The sequence below is a fragment of the Caballeronia sordidicola genome (assembly GCF_001544455.2).
GTDB classification, from domain to species: domain Bacteria; phylum Pseudomonadota; class Gammaproteobacteria; order Burkholderiales; family Burkholderiaceae; genus Caballeronia; species Caballeronia sordidicola.
Window position 1 is genome coordinate 1 of record NZ_FCOC02000060.1, and the last position, 1,126, is coordinate 1,126.

A 1,126-nucleotide genomic window follows, 5' to 3' on the forward strand; every position below is an offset into this window, starting at 1 on the left:
GGCGTTTTCAAGGTACAAGTGCAACACCTTTGAAATAGGATATGTTGCATGGGACAAAGCTATGAACAACTCAGTGCTGAGGAGCGTGGCTCAATATTTGCCATGAAACTTGCCAACGAAAGCACGCGCGCGATCGCGCGTGCGCTCCGACGTTCGCCAAGTACGATCAGCCGCGAACTCAAGCGCAATGGCTGGAAGTCCGATGAAGAGCGCGGCGACAGAGGACGGCCTGCGATCGCGGGCGCTTACTGCGCGATCCGTGCTGGTCGACGCGCGGGACGGCTTCGCCGCAAACCGCGTTACGAGCGCAAACTGCACGTTGACGGCGCGTTGTGGCCCGAAGTGCGGCAGTATCTGCAAAGGTGTCACTCACCCGAGCAGATCTCAGCCGCACTCAAACTTGCCCACCCTGATGAGCCTGCTTTGAACGCTTCGCATGAAACCATTTACCGAGCCATTTACGCCGCGCCCCGAGGCGAGTTGCGCCGGGAACTCGTCAGCCTGTTGCGACAGGGACGTGGCGCACGCAGGCCGCGCACGCGAGGACAGGACCGGCGCGGCAAGCTCTCCGACATGCTCAGTATTCACGTACGCCCTCCCGAAGCCAACGACCGGCTTATCCCGGGTCACTGGGAAGGAGATCTGATCAAAGGCCTGGCTAACCGTTCGGCAGTGGGTACGCTGGTGGATCGCAGCACGTTGTTTGTGATGCTGGTCAAGATCGATGGCAGTACGGCGCAGGCAGCGCTGGAAGCCTACAGTGCCGCGTTCGCGCCGCTCGATCAGGGACTGCGTCAAACCTTGACCTACGACCAGGGCAAAGAAATGGCGTTACATAAAAAGCTGGCTGAGGCGACGGGCATCAAGATCTACTTCTGCGATCCACACAGTCCGTGGCAACGCGGTATCTGTGAAAACATCAATGGGCTGCTGCGCCAGTTTCTACCCAAGGCGACCGATCTATCGGTATTCTCGCAGCGACAACTCGATGCGATCGCGCTGAACATGAACACCCGCCCTCGAAAGACGCTCCAGTGGCGCACGCCTGGTGAGGTCTTTATTGAAAACTGCGCCAAGCACGGCATTGTCATTGACCCCGCTGTTGCACTTGGAGTGTGAAAGCGCC

At 59.0% G+C, this 1,126-nt stretch carries 1 protein-coding gene; it reads left to right on the forward strand.

Annotated features, from left to right (window positions below):
* The first annotated feature begins 48 nt into the window (after positions 1 to 48).
* Positions 49 to 1,119 carry an IS30 family transposase gene (locus tag AWB64_RS30560; RefSeq protein ID WP_060859147.1) on the forward strand — a complete coding sequence of 357 codons (1,071 nt, stop codon included), beginning with the start codon at positions 49 to 51 and terminating at the stop codon, positions 1,117 to 1,119.
* The last annotated feature ends 7 nt before the right edge of the window (positions 1,120 to 1,126 follow it).